Here is a 21,823-nt window from a genome sequence, read left to right as displayed (position 1 = left end):
AATGTTTTTAATTTGGTTTACAAGTCGATTATGACAACGGACGATCTTGCCTTTGACCAACGCCATATCTGGCATCCCTATACCTCCATGACCTCCCCACTCCCGGTTTATCCGGTTGCGCGCGCCGAGGGTTGCGAACTGATTTTGGCCAACGGCGACCGTCTGATCGACGGCATGTCGTCATGGTGGGCGGCGATCCACGGTTACAACCATCCACAGCTCAACGCCGCGATGAAAACGCAAATTGACGCCATGTCGCATGTGATGTTTGGCGGCATTACCCATGCCCCTGCGGTCAACCTGTGTCGCAAGCTGGTGGCGATGACGCCGCAAGCGCTGGAGTGCGTGTTCCTGGCGGACTCCGGTTCGGTAGCGGTGGAAGTGGCGATGAAAATGGCGCTGCAATACTGGCAGGCGAAAGGCGAGTCTCGTCAGCGTTTTCTGACCTTTCGCAACGGCTATCACGGAGACACCTTCGGCGCGATGTCGGTATGCGATCCAGATAACTCAATGCACAGCCTGTGGAAGGGCTATCTGCCGGAAAACCTCTTTGCCCCCGCCCCGCAAAGCCGGATGGATGGCGAATGGGACGAGCGGGATATGGTGGCCTTTGCCCACCTGATGGCGGCGCACCGGCATGAGATTGCGGCGGTGATTCTGGAGCCCATTGTCCAGGGCGCAGGCGGGATGCGGATATATCACCCGGAGTGGCTTCGCCGCATCCGCAAGATGTGCGATCGCGAAGGGATTCTGCTGATTGCCGATGAGATCGCCACCGGATTTGGCCGCACAGGTAAACTGTTTGCCTGCGAACATGCAGACATTACGCCGGATATTTTGTGTCTCGGTAAGGCCATCACCGGCGGTACGATGACGCTTTCCGCCACGTTAACCACCCGTCTGGTCGCTGAAACCATCAGCAACGGTGAAGCCGGTTGCTTTATGCATGGCCCGACCTTTATGGGCAATCCGCTGGCATGCGCCGTGGCTTGCGCCAGTCTTTCCCTGCTGGAAACGGGCGAGTGGCAGCAGCAGGTGGCGATGATTGAAACGCAGTTACGCCAGGAATTAGCGCCCGCGCGCGCATCGTCCTGGGTCGCTGACGTGCGCGTACTCGGCGCCATCGGCGTCGTGGAAACCACGCACCCGGTCAATATGGCGGCGTTACAGCGTTTCTTTGTCGGGCAAGGCGTCTGGGTGCGCCCGTTCGGTAAACTGATCTACCTGATGCCGCCCTATATCATCCAGCCGGAACAATTGCATCGTCTGACGCAGGCGGTGAACGACGCTGTGCGCAATGAAACATTTTTTATCCATTAATCAGCGGTAAGCTGTAGCGGTTCTGGCTACACTTCCTTGCTAATCAGTAGATTAATGGAGGCGGTATGAAACTTATCAGCAACGACCTGCGCGACGGGGAAAAACTGCCCCATCGCCATGTGTTTAACGGCATGGGCTATGATGGGGACAACATCTCTCCGCATCTGGCCTGGGACGAGGTGCCCGCCGGTACGAAAAGCTTTGTCGTGACCTGCTACGATCCCGATGCGCCAACCGGCTCAGGCTGGTGGCACTGGATTGTCGCCAACCTGCCAGCCGATACCCGCGTACTGCCGCAAGGGTTTGGTTCCGGCCTGGTGGCGATGCCGGAAGGGACTCTCCAGACACGCACCGATTTTGGTAAAGCAGGCTACGGCGGCGCAGCTCCGCCGAAAGGGGAAACGCACCGCTACATCTTTACCGTTCACGCGCTGGATGTGGAGCGCATTGATGTCGATGCAGGCGCCAGCGGCGCGATGGTGGGCTTTAACGTCCATTTCCATTCGCTCGCCAGCGCGTCGATTACCGCAATGTTCAGCTAAGTGCCGTTGTTGCCTGATGGCGACGCTAAAGCGTCTTATCCGGCCTGCGGCACCTGACACCCAGCGCCGTAGGCCGGATAAGCGTCAGCGCCATCCGGCATTTTTTTACAAGAAATCAGGTAATAACCGGAACAAGTCCCCGCGCGCCAGCAGTTCGGTCGCGCACTCAATATCCGGCGCGAAGAAACGGTCCTGAGTATAATGCGGCACCTGCTCGCGCAGCGCTTTTCGCGCCTGCTCCAGCAGCGGGCTTGAGGTTAATCCTTCCCGGAGGTCGATCCCCTGACAGGCCGCCAGCCACTCTACCGCAATGACCCCACGCGTGTTTGCCGCCATTTCCCATAGTCGCCGACCCGCAGCGGGCGCCATCGACACATGATCTTCCTGATTGGCCGACGTCGGCAGGCTGTCCACGCTGTGCGGATGCGCCAGCGCTTTGTTCTCGCTGGCCAGCGCCGCAGCGGTCACCTGCGCAATCATAAAACCGGAGTTGACGCCGCCGTTTTTCACCAGGAAAGGCGGCAACTGCGACATATGTTTATCCATCATCAGCGCGATGCGCCTTTCCGACAACGCGCCGATTTCCGCAATCGCCAGCGCCAGATTATCCGCCGCCATCGCCACCGGTTCGGCATGGAAGTTACCGCCGGAAATCACATCCCCCTCTTCGGCAAACACCAGTGGGTTATCCGAAACGGCGTTGGCTTCAACGAGCAGCACCTCCATCGCCTGACGCAGTTGTGTGAGGCACGCGCCCATCACCTGTGGCTGACAGCGCAGCGAGTACGGGTCCTGCACCTTTTCACAGTTATGGTGCGACTGTGCTATCGCGCTGGTCTCCGTCAGAACGTGGCGGAACAGCCCGGCGGCGTCAATCTGCCCACGCTGACCGCGCGCGGCATGAATGCGCGCATCAAACGGTCGGCGCGACCCCAGAACGGCTTCGGTGGTTAACGCCCCGCAGACCACCGCAGAGGCGAACAACGCCTGCGCTTCGAACAGCCCACGCAGCGCAAAGGCGGTGGAGGCCTGGGTGCCATTCAGCAGCGCCAGTCCCTCTTTTGCCGCCAGCGTGATCGGTTCCAGTCCGGCCTTTTTCAACGCCTCTTTCGCCGGAAGCCACTCCCCCTGCCAGCGGGCTTTCCCTTCGCCAAGCAGCGTCAACGACATATGCGCCAGCGGCGCCAGATCGCCCGATGCCCCTACAGAACCTTTCGCCGGGATCAGCGGCCAGACTTCTGCGTTGACCAGCGCAATCAGCGCTTCAATCACGCTCAGGCGAATGCCCGAGAAACCACGCGCCAGGCTATTGATTTTCAGCACCATGATCAGACGCACCATCGCGTCGTCCAGCGGCTCGCCAATACCCGCCGCGTGGGAGAGCACCAGCGAACGTTGCAGGTTTTGCAGATCCTCCGTGGCGATGCGCGTCTGCGCCAGCAGACCAAAACCGGTATTGATACCGTAGGCCGTGCGCCCCTCGGCGACGATATTGTTCACGCAGTCGACGCTGGCATTAATACCGTCAACCGCGCTGCTATCAAGACGCAGTTGCACTGGCTGCTGCCAGACGGCGCGAAGCTGCGCAAAACTCAGATGACCCGGCGTTAACGTAAGCGTATTCATATCAGCGTTTTCCTTGAGTAGCCGCGATCATCGGCAAGTTCAGCCCTTGTTCTGCGGCGCATTCAACCGCAATCTCATACCCGGCGTCAGCATGACGCATCACGCCTGTCGCCGGATCGTTATGCAGCACTCTGGCGATACGCGCTGCCGCCTCGTCGGTGCCGTCGCAGACAATCACCATTCCGGCATGTTGCGAGAACCCCATGCCGACGCCGCCGCCATGATGCAGCGAAACCCAGGTCGCACCGCTGGCGGTATTGAGCAGCGCGTTCAGTAACGGCCAGTCGGATACCGCATCAGAGCCGTCGCGCATCGCTTCCGTCTCCCGGTTTGGACTGGCGACGGAGCCGGAATCCAGATGGTCGCGGCCAATGACGATCGGCGCGGAGACCTCTCCACGGCGTACCATTTCGTTAAACGCCAGACCCAGCTTTTGCCGCCACGCCAGCCCCACCCAGCAAATACGCGCCGGTAAGCCCTGGAAGTTAATACGTTCGCGCGCCATATCCAGCCAGTGATGCAGATGTTTGTCATCCGCCACAATCTCTTTGACTTTGGCATCAGTTTTATAAATATCTTCTGGATCGCCGGAAAGCGCCACCCAACGGAATGGGCCGATCCCCCGACAAAAAAGCGGGCGGATATAGGCCGGAACGAACCCAGGAAAATCAAAGGCGTTCTCTACGCCCATCTCTTTCGCCATCTGGCGGATATTGTTGCCGTAATCGAAGGTCGGGACGCCCATTTCACTGAACGCCAGCATCGCCTGTACGTGCTTCGCCATTGAGCGTTTCGCCGCCTGTACCGTGCCCTGTGGATCTGACGCCGCTTTCGCCTGATACTCCTCCCAACGCCAGCCAGAGGGCAGATAACCGTGCAGCGGATCGTGCGCGCTGGTCTGGTCGGTCACCAGATCCGGGCGAACGCCGCGTTTTACCAGTTCCGGCACGACGTCCGCCGCGTTGGCGCACAGCGCAACGGAGACGGCTTTACCTTCGCGGGTATATTTTTCAATTCGCGCCAGCGCGTCGTCCAGCGAGGTGGCCTGTTCATCGACGTAGCGGGTACGCAGACGGAAATCGATACGGCTTTGCTGGCATTCGATATTCAGCGAGCACGCCCCCGCCAGCGTCGCGGCCAGCGGCTGCGCGCCGCCCATACCGCCAAGCCCGGCGGTCAGCACCCAGCGCCCGGACAAATTCCCCTGATAGTGCTGCCGTCCTGCTTCAACGAAGGTTTCATAGGTGCCCTGCACGATGCCCTGACTGCCGATGTAGATCCAGCTTCCGGCGGTCATCTGGCCGTACATCGCCAGCCCTTTGGCGTCCAGCTCATTGAAATGTTCCCAGGTCGCCCAGTGCGGCACCAGGTTGGAGTTAGCGATCAGGACACGCGGCGCGTTTTCGTGGGTCTTAAACACGCCGACCGGTTTACCGGACTGCACCAGCAGGGTTTCATCGGCCTCCAGTTTGGTCAGCGCATTGATGATGGCGTCATAGCTCTCCCAGTCGCGCGCTGCGCGGCCAATGCCGCCATAAACCACCAGTTCATGCGGATTCTCGGCAACATCGGGATCGAGGTTGTTCATTAACATGCGCAGCGGCGCTTCGGTTAACCAGCTTTTTGCCGTCAGGGTTGTTCCCCTCGGGGCGCGGATATCCTGCTGACGATACTTGCTTTGAGGCATGACACCAGACTCCTTACGATGATCGGACAGATAAGTAACATATACTTGTCTATACAACTTGTCGCAAGGCTGATTTTAACAACTGAGATACATTTTTGTTATATTGCGTCAGCAATCACGCTTTTTATCGCGCCGTCATTCAGGACATAAAATGGCCCTGCAACCGGTAGCGAGAACCGGGGAAAAGCAGGCGAGCGTGAGAAACAATGTGCGACGCAGACCAGGTGCGTCGATGAATTAACAGGCAGGGATCGTGCTCCTTAATGTTCAGCAGCGCGCACTCTTCCGCCGTGGCGCGCACGGCTTCCACAATGTGCTCCCCTTCCGTTAGCGGGGCGATCAGCGACAGGTATGCATGAGGCGTGGTCTGGCTGTAATCCTGCGCCAGATAATCCGGTACAACGCCGGCATTCACACAGCGATCCTCAATCTGCACCGGCAGATCGTTTTCATAGTGCACCATCACCGAATGAAAAATCAGCGTGCCTTCACGCACATTCAGGGCAGTGGCCTGAAGCGCATTCGCCTGCGTCTGTTCCAGCGTCAGCACCTCACAGCGGTGCTGATGGTGACGGGCGGCGATTTCATCGGCGATGCTGCGAATTTCAAACAGCGCGGACTGCCCTTTCGGTTCCGCCACAAATGTGCCGACGCCCTGTAAACGCACCAGCAGCCCTTCATCCGTTAATTCCCGCAACGCCCGGTTGATTGTCATCCGGCTGAAGCCAAATTGCGCCACCAGTTCCGCTTCCGAGGGAATACGGTCATGCGGGCGCCAGACGCCGCTGGCGATGTTGTCGCTGATCGTCTGTTTGACCTTTTCATAGAAAGGCACAGGGGCAGAACGGGATGGGAGCATGCGTAAGCCTTCCTTAAGCGTATGATTTTATTTGCCGGATGGCATTATCCGGCCTGTAACGCGATTTTGTGCCGGACAAACATCGCGATTAACGCCACCCGTGTGCGATTTGCCAGCCGAGGCGTGCCGCAACACGCGCTGCGTTGCCATCATCGTCAAAGCGCGGATTAAATTCAACCATATCCACCGCCTGTAGCTTACCGCTGCGACAAACGGCATCAACAAGCCGCATCACCGTCGCCAACGGCACACCGAGCGCTGCGGGCGCAGACACTGCGGGCATCTCCCAGGCGGGCAGCACATCAAGATCGATGGTCAGGTAGATCTTATCCACGCTGTCGATAACCTGCGCCAACGGCGCCTGAGCGGTATCACAATCCACGTCTTCTACGATGGTCACTCCGCGTTGTTGCGCCTCATCCCATAACGCCTGCGTATTTGCCGCCCGACTGACGCCAAAACAGGCGTAATGAAACTCACGCTGTTGTTCATCGCATAATTGCGCCAACTGGCGAAACGGCGTACCGGAGGTGGCGTGGTCAGCCCGGCGCAGATCCAGATGCGCATCAAGATTAATAATGCCGACTCTGGCATGCGGGAGCGCATCAAGCAGCCCCGCGCCATGCCCAAACGCCGTTTCATGTCCGCCGCCTAGCACAAACGTGCGCATATCCGCCTGCTGGCAGCGCCGTACCGCATCGCGAAGCGCCTGCTGCGCGCCTTCCAGATCGGGGGCTTGCGCAATAATGTTGCCTAAATCCACCAGCCGATCGTGGCCGTGGTGAGAGGCCAGGTTCGCCAGCGCCCGGCGCAGGGCATCCGGCGCGCCAGCAGCGCCAGGCCGCCCCTGGTTTCGCTTCACGCCTTCGTCACAGGCAAAGCCGAGTAAGGCAATTTTTTCACGATACATTTCGGGAGAAAACGTCGGGCTGCGCGTCACCGTCTGAAAGAGACGCAGCGCGTTAGCCGCCTCGGCGCTGTCATCACGCCCCTGCCAGAGCGTGGGGGATGCGGGTTGCCATTGCGTCATGTTACTTCACCTCTGAATACACGGTGACAGAGCGGGTTACGCCCCGGTTCATAAAGGATTTCAACCGGAAGCTCAGCGTCCCATACGGCAAAGTCAGCGACATATCCCGCTTTCAATTGCCCATGCGTCGTCTGCCGCCCCAGCGCGCGCGCAGCATGCCGCGTCACGCCCGCCCACGCCTCTTCCGGCGTTAAGCCAAACTGTACGCAGGCCATGTTCATCGCCAGATGCAAACTGATAAACGGACTGGTGCCGGGGTTAAAGTCCGTTGCAACCGCCATTGGCACGCCATAGTGGCGGAGCAACGCCACCGGTGGGCGCTGCGTCTCTTTGAGAAAATAAAACGCCCCCGGCAGCAGAACGCCCACGGTGCCGCTGCGACTCATCGCCGCCACGCCAGCCTCATCCAGATACTCAATATGGTCGGCGGATAACCCCTGATAACGACTCACCAGTTGTGCGCCCCCCAGCAAGGAGAGCTGCTCAACGTGCCCTTTTACCGGAATGCCCAACGCCTGAGCGGCCTGAAATACCCGCTCACTCTGCGCCAGGTTAAACCCCACGCTTTCACAGAAAAGATCCACCGACTCAAACAGCCCTTTTGCCCATAATCCGGGCAGAATACTTTCGCAAACCAGCGTGATATAGCCGTCGGGATCGTCACGGTATTCTGCTGGCGTCGCGTGTGCCGCCAGCAGGGTAGGACTGATTTCCACCCTGTTTTCATGCGCCAGCGCAGCGGCAACGCGCAACATTTTCTCTTCCGTGGCGAAATTCAGGCCATAGCCGGATTTCACCTCCAGCAACGTAACGCCTTCTTGCAGCAATCGCGCCATCCGCGCGCGCGCAACAGTTAAAAGTTCATCTTCAGAGGCCGTCCGGGTCGCGGCGACAGTCGCGTTGATACCGCCGCCCTGCGCGCTGATCTGCTGGTACGACACGCCGTTAAGCCGCTGCTCCCACTCCCCGGCGCGCGTGCCGCCAAAAATCAGGTGGGTGTGACAGTCAATCAATCCGGGCGTGACCAGTCGGCCTTGCAGATCCACGGTATTGCGGTGCGCGGCGTTGAGCGACGACGCAGGCACAATATCCAGAATCCGGCCCTGGCGGACGACAAGCGCATGATCGTCCACCATCCCATAAGGGCTACCGCGTTCAGTATCCATCGTCGCCAGTCGGCCATTCCGCCAGATCGTGTCATCAGGTAAAAGTTGCGCCATTGGGTTCATCACTTGTCATGGGTTGTCTATACATTTATTTTTTATTCTGCCGGGGTTGTCAATCTTACAGGCCATGAATGTTATTTATTTGTGATGTACTTGCCTGGAACATCGGGTGCGCGGCGTCTAAAAAAGAACTTTTTACCTTTTCACCTTCCCGTTTCGCTCAACTTAGTATAAAAAAGCAGGCTTCAATGGAATTAATTTAACTTTCAAAGCCCGGAGCAACCTGTGAACACATTTTCGGTTTCCCGTCTGGCGCTGGCACTGGCTTTTGGCGTGACGCTGACCGCCTGTAGCTCTACGCCGCCCGATCAAATCCCATCCGATCAGACCGCGCCAGGCACCTCCTCGCGTCCGATCCTGTCGGCGAACGAAGCGCAGAATTTCGTTGCTGCACACTATTTCTCGTCACTGACGCCGAATACGGCGCCGTGGACGCCTTCCGCCATTACGCTGCCTGCGCAACCTGACTTCGTTGTCGGCCCGGCTGGCACGCCAGGCGTGACGCACACCACCATTCAGGCGGCGGTAGATGCAGCAATTACGCAGCGCAGCAGCAAGCGTCTGTACATCGCCATTATGCCGGGCGAGTATCAGGGAACCGTGTATATCCCGGCGGCGCCTGGCAGCCTGACGCTGTACGGTACGGGCGAGAACGCGATTGATGTGAAAATCGGCCAGGCGATTGACGGCGAAATGAGCACGACCGACTGGCGTCGTTCAGTGAACCCGGGCGGTAAATACATGCCGGGCAAACCTGCGTGGTATATGTTTGATAACTGCCAGAGCAAACGCGGCGCCAGCATTGGCGTGATGTGTTCTGCGGTGGTCTGGTCACAGAATGACGGCTTGCAGTTACAAAATCTGACCATCGAAAACAATCTCGGTGACAGCGTTGACGCCGGCAACCATCCGGCAGTGGCCTTACGCACTGACGGCGACAAAGTGCAGATTAATAAAGTGAACATTCTGGGTCGCCAGAATACCTTCTTCGTGACCAACAGCGGCGTACAGAACCGCCTGCAAAACGATCGCCAACCACGCACGCTGGTGACGAACAGTTACATTGAAGGGGATGTGGATATGGTTTCCGGTCGCGGCGCAGTGGTGTTCGATAACACCGATTTCCGCGTGGTGAACTCCCGTACCCAGCAGGAAGCGTATGTTTTCGCTCCGGCAACGCTGTCGAATATTTATTACGGTTTCCTCGCCACCAACAGCCGCTTTACCGCCGCAGGTGATGGCGTCGCACAACTGGGGCGTTCGCTGGATGTGGATGCCAACACCAACGGTCAGGTCGTTATCCGCGATAGCGTGATTAACGAAGGGTTCAATATGGCGAAACCGTGGGCTGACGCCGTTATCTCCAAACGTCCTTTTGCCGGGAATACTGGCGCGAAGGATGATAAAGACGAGGTACAGCGTAACCTGAACGACACGAACTTTAACCGGATGTGGGAATACAACAACCGGGGTTTAGGCAGTAAAGTGGTTGCCGAACCGAAGCAATAATATCTGCTGACGATTATTCTTCAGGCCAGATAAAAGAGAAAAGGTCGTCACGCCGGGCGTGACGACCTTTTTTTACATCTGACGGTTTTTATTGAAATTAATCAGACTTCCCGCTTTGATAATTTCACGTTCCTCGGCGGTCAGGCTTTCCAGATACAGACTGATTTCCGTGATTTCATCGTCATGAATCACATAGCCTTTTAAGGTGGTTGCGCATTGATCCAGCGCCGTACGGACGCCAGGAATGTAAATATAATCCCCGACGTCAAACCCAGGCTCACCCGCCATTTGCAGCGGCAACATTCCCCAGTTGATCACATTCGAACGGTAGCGTTTCGTCGCATACTCCTGAGCTATATTCGCCAGACCGCCAATCACGCGCTGACAGCTTGCCGCCTGTTCACGCGCGGAACCGTCTCCCGGCTTAACGGCATAAATCATGCTGCCAATCCCGGTGGCTAACGGATCGGTGTTTTCCTGGCCCGCAATAGTGCGAATACGGGCAAAGACCGGCTCCAGCTCACTCACCTCGCCTGCCAGACGCTGTTTTTCCAGCGTCGCGGTTGCTTTGCTTCGGCCAACATAGTCTGGATCGCGGCGTGACAGGGTGAACTCCGCCAGACCAACCGGGTTTGAGCGGAAAGACGAGGTCTCCCCGGACGGGATCAGCTCATCCGTCGTTGTGACTTCATCAAGAATTTTTGACGCCACCTTGAGCAGAATATTTTCCGTCAGCGCCCCCAGCGCCGGCCAGTCTTTAATATTCGGGCCATAGATGAGCGATTGCTGCGTCGCCCCTTTAACAAAACCCTGATAGACACGGTTTTTGTACGGAGTGGGATCAAACGCATAGTCAGGAACGTTTTCCCAGCAGTCCAGTTCAGCGGCGGAGGTCAGATAGCCCCCATTTATTGCCGTCGCCGCAATAGAACGCGCATCCATCAGCGCAACCGCGGACATTTGACCATTACCCGGTTTCGAACCTTCACGGTTCGGGAAGTTACGGGTGGTGTGGCGAATGCTCAGCCCGTTGTTAACGGGCGTATCGCCAGCGCCAAAGCATGGGCCGCAGAAAGCGGTTCTGATGATTGCGCCCGCGCCAGTTAAATCGGCCACCACGCCTTTTTTCGCCAGATCCATAAATACAGGCTGTGAAGAGGGGTAAACCGCGAGTGAGAACGTCTCGTTACCACACGATTTACCGCGCAACGCATTCGCCGCCGCAATGACGTTCTCATAGTTACCGCCTGAGCATCCAGCAATAATTCCCTGCTGAACCTTTAATTTTCCCTTCTCAACTTTATCCAGCAGCGAGATTTTGGCTTTCCCACGGGCAATGCGTGCAGACTCAATTTCTACCTGGTGCAGAATATCCGTCAAATTCTCATTTAACGTGTCGATTTCATACACATTGCTCGGATGGAAAGGTAGCGCGATCATCGGCTTAATTGTGCTCAAATCAGCATAAATACAGCCATCGTACCAGGCCATTGGCTGCGGATTCAGCTGTCGATAGTCCGATTCACGGCCATGTAACGCCAGCCAGCTACGGGTTTCATCATCCGTTTGCCACACCGAACTCAGGCAGGTCGTCTCCGTGGTCATGACATCAACACTGTTACGGAAATCCGTGGACATTGCGCTAATGCCCGGCCCCACAAATTCCATGACCTTATTTTTGACATAGCCATTTTTAAATACGGCGCCAATGATGGCTAACGCCACATCCTGCGGGCCAACGCCTGGCGCCGGTTTTCCCGTCAGATATACCGCCACGACGCCCGGATAATCGATATCCCAGCTATCATTCAACAGTTGCTTGACGAGTTCACCTCCGCCCTCCCCTACGGCCATCGTCCCCAGCGCGCCATAGCGCGTGTGGCTGTCTGAGCCTAAAATCATTTTTCCACCGCCCGCCATCATCTCGCGCATATATTGGTGGATGACCGCAATATGGGGCGGCACATAAATACCGCCATAGCGCTGCGCGGCGGAGAGTCCAAAAAGATGATCATCGCCATTAATGGTTCCACCAACGGCGCATAATGAGTTATGACAGTTTGTGAGAACATAAGGTAATGGAAAACGCGCCATCCCGGACGCTTTCGCGGTCTGAATTATGCCTACATAGGTAATATCGTGGGAGGTTAACGAATCAAACTTGATTTTAAGTTTATCCATATTTCCTGACGTATTATGAGACGCAAGAATGGACCATGCGATGGTGCCTTTTTTGGCTTCCTCTTTTTGTACATTACCGTAATATTGTTCTTCTGCAATTATCTCATTGTTACCGGAGAGATAAATCCCTTTGTCATATAACTTAATCATTCATTACTCCACATTGCCGTGCATGTTTCCATGCACGGACAACAGACCATGTCATTAATAATAAAAATGAACGCTGACGGTTGATTACAACATGTTCCAGTCAATCAACATGTTCCACCACCAGATACCAACCGTGATATGTACCAGGAACGTTAAGATGGTCAGAACCGCGCCGACGAGCCACCAGGACTTAATATCGTTATAACCGACCCCGAAAATAACCGGGCCAGCGGCACCGCCATAGTGCGTGACCATTCCGCCATAAGAGTTGGAGAATAATAAGGCCAGCGCGGTTAGCATTAATGGCGCGCCAGAGACATTCGCCAGCATGGCGAATACCGGCATCATCGCCACAATATAAGCGCTACCGGAGGCAAAGAAATAACGGACAATAATACTCAGGAACAAAATGACGAAGAACGCCACGTTACCATGATTATCAAAAGAGAGATTGTTTTTAAACAGTTCAGCCAGCCAGTCAAAAAACTTCACTTTCGATAATAAAGAGCTTAAGCCAATGATACCGCCGTACCAGATTAATGTATTCCAGCCGCCTTTATTTTTAACGACATCATCCCAGCTCACCACGCCCAGTAACAACATCGCGCCCATCACCACAATCGCAACGGTTGATTCATCCACGCCAAGTTGTTTACTGAAAATCCAGCCTGACAGCGCGAGGACAAAAATACCCAGCAGTAATTTCTCACGCCCTTTCATTGGCCCGAGATCCTGAAGCCCGGCTTTCGCGATCGTCTTATTATCAACCTTTTTAATTTCCGGTGGGTACATGGTATAAATCACCAGCGGCGTCACCAGTAACATAATGATACCCGGCACCATTGCTGCCAGCGCCCATCCCCCCCAGCTTAATTGCAGATGGCAAATATCGTTGATCATTTTCAGCGCCAGTATGTTCCCTGCCATTGCGGTAAAAAACATATAACTGGTCGTTTTCGTGACCATATACACGGACATCATTAAGTAATGACCGACACGACGGGGGCTTTTTTCAGGCTCTGAACCCAGCGCGACGGCCACACTGTTGATGATAGGTAAAACAATGCCGCCTGCGCGCGCCGTGTTTGACGGCGTTGCCGGAGAGAGAACCAGATCGAGAAAAACCGTAACGTAGCCCAGCCCCAGCGTGGTATTCCCAATCTTACCAATCAGAATATACGCAATGCGTTTGCCCAGGCCAGTAGTGACAAACGCGGCGCTTAACGTAAACGCAGAAAATACCAGCCACGTCGTTCCAGAGGCATAACCGCTGAGCACGCTGGTCGTTTTAAACGCCCCTTCACTTAAATTTCCGACCACGACCATCGATGCCGCGACGGCAATCAATAATACAACGGGTTCGGGAAACGGTTTTATCACCAGCCCCACGATTGCCGCAAGATAGATGCCAAAGAGAACCCAGGCGAGTTCACTCAGACCGGCTGGCGCGGGAATTAAGCCAATAATACACGGGATCGCTAATATAATAATTAGCTTCCATATGGATTTTTTATTCATTTTTTGCACCCTGATTTATCTGTATTCGTTATACAGAAAAGGCATTGTTTAATTTTCCTTAATCACAGCGAAATGAGATCAACATCATTCAGGAATATAAACTTCACCTGCAAAAATCTTTCTTGCTGTGCGAATAACAGAAGCACGTATTGAAGAAGGCTCATTACCTTCATTTGTTAAATGAATATCAAGGCACCCGCCCGGGTGTTCGATATTTATATCGCCATAGTCCGTCAATTGCGTCATCCGGTGGGCGACCGTCCCTTCTGTCGCACAACTACTGGCAAGCGCGATAGCACCAGTAATCGCCAGCGCCTTATGGCAGGAGTGCGGCATAAAATAGCGCACATTGATCGTCCCGCCCCGTCTGGCCGGGGAAATAAGCACCGGTTTAGGAATAACCATATTGCTGACGTCGCCTAACCCCATCGCTTTACCCGCCTGCAAACGGATGGATTCAATGCGGCGCAATAATTCAGTATCGGCATCAAGTTCCGCAGGGGATTCATAACCCGTTTTACCGACATCTTCGGCAGCGATAATAACCACCGGCATCGCCATATCAATACAGGTGACGGCAACGGAATCAAAATGATCGACACGATGACCGGTCGGAAAAATTTGCCCGGTTTTGGCGCCAGCAGCGTTCAAAAACGTGAGTGCCACGGGCGCGGCCGTTCCCGGTACGCCATCGATTTTTGCCTGGCCTTCGTACTCAACGGCGCCGTCCGGCGTCTGCACGTCCGCTTCGATATACGTATTTGTATTTACATTACGTATACGCACGCGCGTGACGGGCGGCGTAGTCTCAATTAAGCCATGTTCAATCGCAAATGCGCCTACCGCGGAAAGCATATTTCCACAGTTCGGCGTGGTATCAACGCGGTGTTCATGTACCAGAACCTGAGCAAATAAATAGTCGATATCTGCTTTTGAGTCATCCGAACGACGGATAATGGCCACTTTACTGGTCAACGGATTACCGCCGCCAATGCCATCTATTTCCAGCTCATTCCCCGATCCCATAATTGCCATCAATATGGCATCGCGCCGCTGTCTCTCCTCAGGAAGGTGTTCTGCTAATAAAAACGCCCCTCTGGATGTTCCCCCTCGCATCAACGTGCAGGGAATTTTTTTCATAACATTGCCCTCAATTAAAAAACATTAGCGTTAATGAGGACATGGTTGCACGCGCAGAATAGAGAGGCTAATGACTTTAAATTTATGATTGATAATTTATTTGCATTAATCAAGACGGATAATTTACATATAAACTACGTTTTTCTCTCCTGGGGCAGCAAATCAGGGAATCCCTGGATTCTATTTTCTGGAGTTATGATGAAACACGAATTATCAAGTATGAAGGCATTTGTCACACTGGCAGAGGCAGGATCATTTAACAAAGCCGCTAAATTACTTAACATTACGCAACCTGCATTAACTCGCAGAATAAAAAAGATGGAAGATGATTTACATACCCTGCTTTTTGAGAGAACAACACGTAAAGTAGAATTAACAAAAGCGGGGAGGATGCTGTTACCGGAAGCCAGAGAATTAATAAGAAAATTGGATGAAGCTCTTTTTAATGTTCGCGAAATGAATGCTTATCACCACGGCACGATCACATTGTCCTGTATTCCGACCGCTGTTTTCTATTTTTTACCCCTTGCTATCGGAAAGTTTAATGAGTTGTACCCCAATATCAAAATACGAATTCTTGAAAAAGGTACGAACAACTGCATGGAATCGGTGTTGGGTAACGAAGCTGATTTCGGCATAAATATGAACAGCATCACAAATTCTGCTATTGACTTCACCCCGCTGGTGAATGAACCGTTTGTTCTGGCCTGTCGACGAAACCATCCCTTAGCCAGTAAGCAACTGGTCGAATGGCAGGAGTTGGTGGGCTACAAATTGATTGGCGTGCGGTCATCCAGCGGTAACAGGCTGCTTATTGAGCACAATCTGGCGGATAAACCCTGGAAGCTGGACTGGTTTTACGAGGTTCGTCATTTATCAACCTCGCTTGGCCTGGTTGAGGCCGGGCTGGGTATTTCTGCGCTACCGGGGCTGGCAATGCCTCAGACAGTGCATCCCACGCTTATCGGAATCCCGTTGATCGAACCCGTTATCAGACGCACGTTAGGGATTATCCGGCGCAAAGACGCCGTTCTCTCTCCTCCGGCAGAGCGTTTTTTCTCTCTGCTTTTGAATGTCTGGGCCGATGATAAAGACACGCTGTGGACGCCCTTTGCTGAACCACAGCGGCAACAATAACGCCGTATCCGGCCGACGGCCCGGTAAGCGAGCGCCACCGGGCACAACGTCACGGAATATTAATACGCGTTAACCACGACCCACATTGGCCCCTGGCCTACCGCATAACGGCCTTTCTCCGTCAGCAGCCCCTGCTCACCGGCAATGGCATACACCGCAATATGGTGTGACTTCTGCCCGGCGGCAATCAGGTACTTACCGCTATGATCGACGTTAAAGCCGCGCGGCTGCGTTTCAGTCGGCTGGAAGCTCTCTTTCGTCAGTACGCTGCCGTCTTCAGAAACGCTAAAAACGGTAATCAGGCTGGCGGTACGGTCGCAGGCATACAGATGACGGCCATCCGGCGTAATGTGGATATCCGCCGCCCAACGCGTGTCAGAAAAATCGGCAGGCATCATATCCAGCGTCTGCACGCATTCAATATTGCCGTGCGGATCTTTCAGCTCCCAGACATCAACAGAGCTGTTCAGTTCATTCACGCAGTAGGCATATTGCTGGTTCGGGTGGAACGCCATATGGCGCGGCCCGGCCCCCTCAACGGTGGTGACTTCCGCCGGTTCCTGGGCGACCAGTTTGCCGTCGTCACTGAGCGTAAACAGGCAAATGCGATCCTGCTTCAGCGCAGGCACCCACAGCGTCCGGTTATCCGGCGAGATATTCGCTGAGTGGCACCCTTCCAGCCCTTCAACGACATCCACCACGCCAGCCGGCAGGCCATCATCCAGACGGGTCACGCTGACGTTACCGGCATTGTACGAGCCAACAAACACAAAACGGCCCTGATGATCGGTAGAGATATGGGTTGGGCTACCCGGCAGAGCGGACTCCGCCGCGAAGGTCAGCGCGCCGTCATCTGGCGCAATACGGTAAGCCAGCACGCGGAACTCAGGACGGACGCCAACATAGAGATAGCGCTTATCAGGGCTGACCACCATCGGCTGAACCTGCCCCGGTACATCAACCACCTGCACCAGCTTCAGCGAGCCGTCATGATTCAGGCTCCAGACGTGAATTTGCTGGCTCTCAGGGCTGGCGGTATAAACGGTTTGCTTCATGACTACTCCTTCCTTATGGCAACTGTCTGCAATTGCGGAATACAGCTTAACGTAGACGCTTTTAACGGTGAATGCTGAATTAACGCTCAGAATTTTGTCCGGCCAACCGTCTCGGTGTACCATTCCCACAGGCAAAATTCTCAACCTTAATCTGGAACTCCCTATGACCGCTCGTGTGATTGCCCTGGATTTAGACGGCACCTTACTGACGCCGAAAAAAACATTGCTCCCCTCCTCGCTTGAGGCGCTTTCTCGCGCCAGAGAGGCAGGCTACCAACTTATCATCGTCACTGGCCGTCATCACGTTGCGATTCATCCTTTTTATCAGGCACTGGCGCTGGATACACCTGCAATTTGCTGTAACGGCACTTACTTGTATGATTATCAAGCAAAAAATGTTCTTGAAGCCGATCCGCTGCCTGTCGATCAGGCATTGCAATTGATTGATCTGCTGGATGCGCATCAGATTCACGGTCTGATGTACGTTGATGACGCGATGGTTTATGAACGCCCGACCGGCCATGTGATCCGTACCGCTAACTGGGCGCAGACGCTGCCGCCGGAACAGCGCCCGACCTTTACTCAGGTGCCGTCGCTGGCGCAGTCGGCACGCGACGTCAACGCCGTCTGGAAATTCGCGCTGACCGATGAAAATCTGCCAAAACTGCAACAGTTCGTGCAGCAGGTTGAGCATCAACTGGGTCTGGAGTGCGAATGGTCCTGGCACGATCAGGTGGATATCGCGCGTAAAGGGAACAGCAAAGGGAAGCGCCTTACCCAATGGATTGAAGCGCAGGGCTGGTCGATGGAGAATGTGGTGGCGTTTGGCGATAACTACAATGATATCAGTATGCTGGAAGCGGCAGGCACCGGCGTCGCGATGGGCAATGCTGACGACGCGGTGAAAACACGGGCGAATATCGTGATCGGCGATAACACCACGGACAGCATTGCGAAGTTTATTTATACCCACCTGCTGTAATCAGGCGGTAATTGAAACACTCTTGATTTGCGCGTACAGCCACAGGCCAGGTTTGATGCCCAGCTCATCCCTGGCCCACGGGCTGATTCTCGCCCACAGCGTTTTCCCGCCGACTTCAAGCTGGACTTCCACCTGCCCGTTATCGTCATAACAGTTTGCCACTTTTGCCCGCAGGATATTACGGATACTGGTTTGCATCGGTGGCTGTAATACCAGCGACACGTCCGAGGCCTGAATACGAATACGCAGCACGGTTTGCAGCGGCTCTTCCAGTTTGTTGACCCACAGGTGCTGATCGCCCAGCGCCAGCGCGGTCATTGCATAATGCGGATGATGCTCCAGCACGCTCACTTTCAGGATGCTGCTCTGCTGCTCTTTCGGCAGCCACGGGTGCATCACACTGCTGCCCCAGACCTCTTCCAGCGCGCCAAACGCTTTCACCTGCCCGTTTTCCAGCACCATGACTCTGTCTGCCAGATGTAAAATCTCGTCCAGCGAGTGGCTGACGTACAGCAGGGGGATATTAATTTCGCGCGCCAGGCGTTGCAGATACGGCAGCAGTTCGCGTTTGCGCGGAATATCCAGCGAAGCCAGCGGCTCATCAAGCAACAGTAGCTCCGGCGCGGTCAGCAACGCGCGGCCAATCGCCACACGCTGTTTTTCCCCGCCGGAAAGGCTGCCAGGCAAACGCTCCAGCAAAGGTTCGATACCGAGCAAATCCACCAGCTTGTCGAACTGTCCGGCCATGCTTTTCGCCATGCCATAGCGCAGATTGCCACGCACTTTGTAATGCGGAAACAGTCGGGCATCCTGGAACACATAACCGACGCGCCGTTTTTCCGGCGTCAGGCAGATGCCATTTTCAACATCATTAAGCACGCGACCATTGAGCACAATGCGCCCTTTTTGCGGGCGCGTCAGTCCGCTGATGGCATTGATCAGCGATGTTTTCCCGGCGCCGGAAACGCCAAAAATAGCGGTGATCCCATTGGCAGGTAGCGTTTCATTGAGCGTCAGACAGTGGGTGCCCAGCGTCTGGGAGAAATTGAGTTCCAGCATGTTTATCTCCCCGCGCGCTCACGGCTGATACGCGCCAGCCATTCCGAAATCAACAATGAGATCAGCGCCAGCACAATAGAAATAATGCACAATCTCGCCGCCGCGCTTTCGCCGCCAGGGGTCTGGATCAGGGTATACATCGCGGAAGGAATGGTGCGGGTTTCACCCGGAATGTTAGACACGAAAGTGATGGTGGCGCCGAACTCGCCGAGCGAACGGGCAAACGCCAGCACGGTCCCGACGATGATGCCAGGCAATGTCAGCGGTAGCGTAATGGTGAGGAAAACACGCCAGCGTCCTGCGCCCAGCGTTCTGGCGGCCTGCTCCAGCTTAATGTCGACCCCTTCAAGCGCCAGACGAATAGCGCGAACCATTAACGGGAAAGACATCACCGCCGCCGCCAGCACGGCGCCTCGCCAGCTAAAGGCAAAGGTAATGCCGAACCAGTCATAAAGCCACTGACCAATAAATCCGCGTCGGCCCATCGCGATAAGCAGCAGATAACCGACCACCACGGGCGGTAAAACCAGCGGCAGATGCAGTACGCTGTCGAGCAACGCTTTGCCTGGAAACTTGCATCGCACAAGCAACCAGGCAAAAAAGATCCCAAACGGCAGACTAAACAACACGGCCAGGGAAGAAACTTTCAGGCTCAGTAGAACGGCCTGCCATTCTGGATCAGTCAGTATCATTACTTCGTCGTAAATCCATAACGTTTAAAGATTTCGGAAGCCTGCGGTCCTTTCAGGTAGTCATAGAACGCGCTGACCGTTGCGTTTTTGTGTCCATCAACAATCGCGATCGGGTATTCCACTTTCTTATGGGAATCTTCCGGGAACGTGCCAACCACTTTCACGCCTTTGCTGGCAACGGCATCAGAACCGTAAACGATGCCCAGCGGCGCTTCGCTACGCTCCACCAGCGCCAGTGCGCCACGCACGTCTTCCGCAGGAGCCAGTTTCGGCGCCAGGGTATCCCATGCGCCCAGTTTTTGCAGCGCTTCTTTTGCATAAATGCCAGCCGGAACGTGTTCCGGGTCGCCCACCGCCAGACGACCGCCATTCAGCAGAGTCGTCCAGTTGGTTTTGCTGTCGATGGTGATGTCTTTCTGTTCACTGGCTTTTGGCGCGACCACAACCAGGCTGTTGCCAAGCAGCGTTTCACGCGTTGCGGTATCAATCGCTTTTTTGTCTACCGCGTAGTCCATCCATTTCTGGTCAGCAGAGATAAACAGATCCGCTGGCGCTCCCGCTTCAATCTGGCGAGCCAGCGTAGAAGAAGAGGCAAATGAAGAGACAACGTCAACGTTCTTCTCTTTTTTGTATTCAACCGCAATATCCTGCATTGCGTTGGTCAGCGAAGCCGCCGCGAATACGGTGATTTTCCCTTCATCCGCCAGCGCATGTCCGGCAACAGTCAGAGATAATGTTGCCCCAGCAAACAGGCGTAACCATGTACGTGCCATCTGTAACTCCTTTGAGTGTCGTTATGTAGGCGCAAATATAGCGAGAAAATAAGGTTTTTCCCAGAAGTTATTGATACCCAATTGAGGTTACGCAAAGAAAATATCGGCAGAAAAAGCAGGATCTTGAGGGGCGCTACCCAATGGATTTCGGGTTGCGCTGAGACTCACAGGCACAGCCAACAAAAATGCGGCCTGAAAGTCGAAGAAAGTAAAACGCCCGACTGAGCGGGCGTTTAAAAATCAATGGTTTTGTCTGGACTGGTCTTTCTGACCGATACCGGAGAAAATGTTGAACACTTCACCCAGACCGTAAATCAGCCCCAGAATGATGGCCATGACCACCGGAACCATGACTACGGCGAATACCAGACTTTTCAATAACTCTAACATGGTCAACTCCAGATAGGATTCTTTTGATATTCTAACTGCATAAATGAGAAAAGCACTCCCCTTTTGTGCGGTCGACTTTGCGCGGAAGCGGTTTTCCGTCACAATAACCCTTTTGCCAGGATCTTGTTATGCAGGCCGAAATCCTCCTTACACTCAAACTTCAACAAAAATTGTTTGCGGACCCCCGCCGCATTTCGCTGCTCAAGCATATCGCGCTTTCCGGCTCCATCAGCCAGGGGGCGAAAGATGCGGGCATCAGCTACAAAAGCGCCTGGGATGCCATTAACGAGATGAACCAACTCAGCGAGCAGACGCTCGTCGAGCGCGCAACGGGCGGCAAAGGCGGCGGCGGCGCGATACTGACCCGCTACGGTCAGCGCCTGATCCAGCTTTACGATTTGCTCGCCCAGATTCAGCAAAAAGCGTTCGACGTGCTGAGCGACGACGACGCCCTGCCGCTCGACAGCCTGCTGGCCGCCATTTCCCGTTTCTCTTTGCAAACCAGCGCCCGTAACCAGTGGTTCGGCACCATTACCGCACGCGATCACGATCAGGTTCAACAGCATGTCGATGTGCTGCTGGCCGACGGCGAAACGCGACTGAAGGTCGCCATCACTGCGCAAAGCGGCGAGCGTCTTGGCCTTGATGAAGGTAAAGAAGTCCTGATCCTGCTGAAAGCGCCGTGGGTTGGCATTACCCAGGACGAGGCGATTGCCCGGGCTGCCGACAACCAGCTTCAGGGAACCATCAGCCATATTGAACGCGGCGCCGAGCAGTGCGAAGTTCTCATGACATTACCTGACGGCCAGACGTTATGCGCCACCCTGCCCGTTGAAGAGACCGCCACGCTGGAAGAAGGTGCTAACGTGACGGCATATTTTAATGCTGACAGAGTGATTATCGCTACGTTGTGCTAAGTGCATTGACATCTGTTCTTTGAACACGTA

19 protein-coding genes are annotated in these 21,823 nt (G+C 54.9%); 6 read left to right on the top strand and 13 right to left on the bottom strand.

The window, feature by feature from the left end; genetic code table 11:
* Positions 1-30: 30 nt before the first annotated feature.
* Positions 31-1,320: an adenosylmethionine--8-amino-7-oxononanoate transaminase gene (bioA, locus tag OGV83_RS07035; RefSeq protein WP_286463332.1), complete on the top strand. Its 1,290-nt coding sequence runs from the start codon at positions 31-33 to the stop codon at positions 1,318-1,320.
* Positions 1,321-1,385: 65 nt separating this feature from the next.
* Entirely contained in the window at positions 1,386-1,862 is a 477-nt protein-coding gene (locus tag OGV83_RS07030) for a kinase inhibitor (RefSeq protein ID WP_049010068.1), read from the top strand.
* A gap of 105 nt (positions 1,863-1,967) precedes the next feature.
* Here OGV83_RS07030 and hutH read toward each other — a convergent pair whose 3' ends face one another.
* The 5 genes from hutH to hutI all read right to left on the bottom strand — a co-directional run bounded on the left by hutH (position 1,968) and on the right by hutI (position 8,284).
* Positions 1,968-3,488, bottom strand: coding sequence for a histidine ammonia-lyase (hutH, locus tag OGV83_RS07025; protein WP_012133205.1), 1,521 nt, complete (start codon positions 3,486-3,488; stop codon positions 1,968-1,970).
* Position 3,489: 1 nt separating this feature from the next.
* Positions 3,490-5,175 (bottom strand): urocanate hydratase, encoded by a 1,686-nt coding sequence (gene hutU / locus OGV83_RS07020; RefSeq protein WP_286463330.1) that lies wholly within the window; start codon positions 5,173-5,175, stop codon positions 3,490-3,492.
* A gap of 139 nt (positions 5,176-5,314) precedes the next feature.
* Positions 5,315-6,034: a histidine utilization repressor gene (locus OGV83_RS07015; protein WP_012133207.1), complete on the bottom strand. Its 720-nt coding sequence runs from the start codon at positions 6,032-6,034 to the stop codon at positions 5,315-5,317.
* A gap of 88 nt (positions 6,035-6,122) precedes the next feature.
* On the bottom strand, positions 6,123-7,064 hold the full coding sequence (hutG, locus tag OGV83_RS07010) for a formimidoylglutamase (RefSeq protein WP_275148023.1): 942 nt from the start codon (positions 7,062-7,064) through the stop codon (positions 6,123-6,125).
* On the bottom strand, positions 7,061-8,284 hold the full coding sequence (gene hutI / locus OGV83_RS07005) for an imidazolonepropionase (RefSeq protein ID WP_047463727.1): 1,224 nt from the start codon (positions 8,282-8,284) through the stop codon (positions 7,061-7,063). The genes hutG and hutI overlap by 4 nt, the downstream gene beginning before the upstream one ends.
* A gap of 231 nt (positions 8,285-8,515) precedes the next feature.
* Between hutI and OGV83_RS07000 the strand changes: the two genes are divergently transcribed.
* Positions 8,516-9,799 (top strand): putative acyl-CoA thioester hydrolase, encoded by a 1,284-nt coding sequence (locus OGV83_RS07000; RefSeq protein WP_012133211.1) that lies wholly within the window; start codon positions 8,516-8,518, stop codon positions 9,797-9,799.
* 72 nt (positions 9,800-9,871) lie between these two features.
* On the opposite strand, the gene OGV83_RS06995 is transcribed toward OGV83_RS07000, so the two are convergent.
* The 3 genes from OGV83_RS06995 to OGV83_RS06985 form a co-directional block, all read right to left on the bottom strand.
* Positions 9,872-12,130, bottom strand: coding sequence for a hydratase (locus OGV83_RS06995; RefSeq protein WP_286463329.1), 2,259 nt, complete (start codon positions 12,128-12,130; stop codon positions 9,872-9,874).
* An 84-nt stretch (positions 12,131-12,214) separates the two neighbouring features.
* Entirely contained in the window at positions 12,215-13,648 is a 1,434-nt protein-coding gene (locus tag OGV83_RS06990; RefSeq protein ID WP_071259654.1) for an anion permease, read from the bottom strand.
* 84 nt (positions 13,649-13,732) lie between these two features.
* Positions 13,733-14,788 (bottom strand): 4-oxalomesaconate tautomerase, encoded by a 1,056-nt coding sequence (locus OGV83_RS06985; protein WP_130028166.1) that lies wholly within the window; start codon positions 14,786-14,788, stop codon positions 13,733-13,735.
* A gap of 198 nt (positions 14,789-14,986) precedes the next feature.
* Between OGV83_RS06985 and OGV83_RS06980 the strand changes: the two genes are divergently transcribed.
* The gene (locus tag OGV83_RS06980) at positions 14,987-15,925 is read left to right on the top strand and encodes a LysR family transcriptional regulator (RefSeq protein ID WP_047458020.1); all 939 of its coding nucleotides are present in this window, start codon (positions 14,987-14,989) and stop codon (positions 15,923-15,925) included.
* Positions 15,926-15,984: 59 nt separating this feature from the next.
* On the opposite strand, the gene pgl is transcribed toward OGV83_RS06980, so the two are convergent.
* Positions 15,985-16,980 (bottom strand): 6-phosphogluconolactonase, encoded by a 996-nt coding sequence (pgl, locus tag OGV83_RS06975; protein WP_198448343.1) that lies wholly within the window; start codon positions 16,978-16,980, stop codon positions 15,985-15,987.
* A 163-nt stretch (positions 16,981-17,143) separates the two neighbouring features.
* On the opposite strand from pgl, the gene OGV83_RS06970 reads away from it, so the two are divergent.
* A complete protein-coding gene (locus OGV83_RS06970) occupies positions 17,144-17,962 on the top strand; it encodes a pyridoxal phosphatase (protein ID WP_012133218.1) in 819 nt (272 codons plus the stop codon).
* Here OGV83_RS06970 and modC read toward each other — a convergent pair whose 3' ends face one another.
* The 4 genes from modC to OGV83_RS06950 all read right to left on the bottom strand — a co-directional run bounded on the left by modC (position 17,963) and on the right by OGV83_RS06950 (position 20,876).
* Positions 17,963-19,021: a molybdenum ABC transporter ATP-binding protein ModC gene (modC, locus tag OGV83_RS06965; RefSeq protein WP_012133219.1), complete on the bottom strand. Its 1,059-nt coding sequence runs from the start codon at positions 19,019-19,021 to the stop codon at positions 17,963-17,965. It abuts the gene before it with no gap.
* Positions 19,022-19,023: 2 nt separating this feature from the next.
* Positions 19,024-19,713 carry a molybdate ABC transporter permease subunit gene (gene modB, locus OGV83_RS06960; protein WP_012133220.1) on the bottom strand — a complete coding sequence of 230 codons (690 nt, stop codon included), beginning with the start codon at positions 19,711-19,713 and terminating at the stop codon, positions 19,024-19,026.
* On the bottom strand, positions 19,713-20,486 hold the full coding sequence (modA, locus tag OGV83_RS06955) for a molybdate ABC transporter substrate-binding protein (RefSeq protein ID WP_012133221.1): 774 nt from the start codon (positions 20,484-20,486) through the stop codon (positions 19,713-19,715). Before modA ends, modB begins: the two co-directional genes overlap by 1 nt.
* A gap of 240 nt (positions 20,487-20,726) precedes the next feature.
* A complete protein-coding gene (locus OGV83_RS06950) occupies positions 20,727-20,876 on the bottom strand; it encodes an AcrZ family multidrug efflux pump-associated protein (protein ID WP_024130518.1) in 150 nt (49 codons plus the stop codon).
* A gap of 128 nt (positions 20,877-21,004) precedes the next feature.
* On the opposite strand from OGV83_RS06950, the gene modE reads away from it, so the two are divergent.
* A complete protein-coding gene (gene modE, locus OGV83_RS06945) occupies positions 21,005-21,793 on the top strand; it encodes a molybdenum-dependent transcriptional regulator (RefSeq protein ID WP_012133223.1) in 789 nt (262 codons plus the stop codon).
* The last annotated feature ends 30 nt before the right edge of the window (positions 21,794-21,823 follow it).

The sequence above is a fragment of the Citrobacter sp. CK189 genome (assembly GCF_030333505.1).
Classification (GTDB): domain Bacteria; phylum Pseudomonadota; class Gammaproteobacteria; order Enterobacterales; family Enterobacteriaceae; genus Citrobacter_B; species Citrobacter_B koseri.
This window is presented reverse-complemented; position numbering and strand designations above follow the sequence as displayed.